This window comes from Endozoicomonas arenosclerae, from assembly GCF_001562015.1.
GTDB classification, from domain to species: domain Bacteria; phylum Pseudomonadota; class Gammaproteobacteria; order Pseudomonadales; family Endozoicomonadaceae; genus Endozoicomonas_A; species Endozoicomonas_A arenosclerae.
Genome location: NZ_LASA01000302.1, coordinates 1 through 1,007, shown reverse-complemented (window position 1 = coordinate 1,007; position 1,007 = coordinate 1). Strand labels below are relative to the sequence as shown.

Genomic DNA, 1,007 nt, shown 5'->3' with positions numbered 1-1,007 from the left:
CCAGCAGCCTGACGGTAGCGGGCATTACCTTTGCGGGCAGTCAGAGCTACACCGGTGCTGCGGATAAGACGGATACGGTGACAGACAGCGCCAATGCAGGCTGGAGTATCACCGGTAACCGTGCTTTAACCGATAATACCCGTACGCTGTCGAATGTGGAGCAGATCAATACTTCTGGCGACATCACTGACAATGGCAACACAGCCTGGTCGGTGGATGGTCAGAACCTCATTGCTTCAGTCGATCAGGGCATTACTGTATCCGGTACTGGTAAGCTCACCACCCAGGGCAATATCACGGATACCACGAATAAGGGTTGGGCTGTTCAGGGCGATAACCTTGCCTTCTCCAGTGACAATGACCTGACCGTAGCAGGCAGCAGCCAGATCACGACTACGGGTAGTGTTACTAACGACAGTAACASTGATCAGGCRGTKACKCTGAAYGCSARCAGYCTGRYGGTWGCGGGTATKACCTTYGMGGGCAGYCAGARCTACACGGGTTCGGCTACCARCAMGGATACGGTSACWGACAGTATYAATGCWGSCTGGAGTATCACCGGCAACCGTGCGTTAACGGATAATACCCGTACGCTGTCGAATGTGGAGCAGATCAACACTTCTGGCGACATCACYGACAATGGCAACACGGCCTGGTCGGTGGATGGCCAGAACCTGATCGCTTCRGCCGACCAGGGAATTACAGTTTCCGGTACCAAAAAGCTCACCACCCAGGGCAATATCACGGATACCACGAATAAGGGGTGGGCCGTGCAGGGCGATAACCTTGCCTTTTCCAGTGATAATGACCTGACCGTAGCAGGCAGCAGCCAGATTACGACTACCGGTAGTGTTACTAACGACAGTAACAGTGATCAGGCAGTGACACTGAACGCGAATAGTCTGGTGGTTGCCAGTATGACCTTTGCGGGCAGTCAGAGCTACACAGGTTCTTCTAACAGCACGGATACGGTGACTGACAGCGTCAATGCAGGCTGGAGTATCACC

At 53.9% G+C, this 1,007-nt stretch carries 1 protein-coding gene; it reads left to right on the top strand.

The features are described from left to right. Positions 1 to 1,007: hypothetical protein (locus WG89_RS31550; RefSeq protein ID WP_172806965.1), on the top strand; the 1,007-nt coding region annotated here is incomplete at both ends.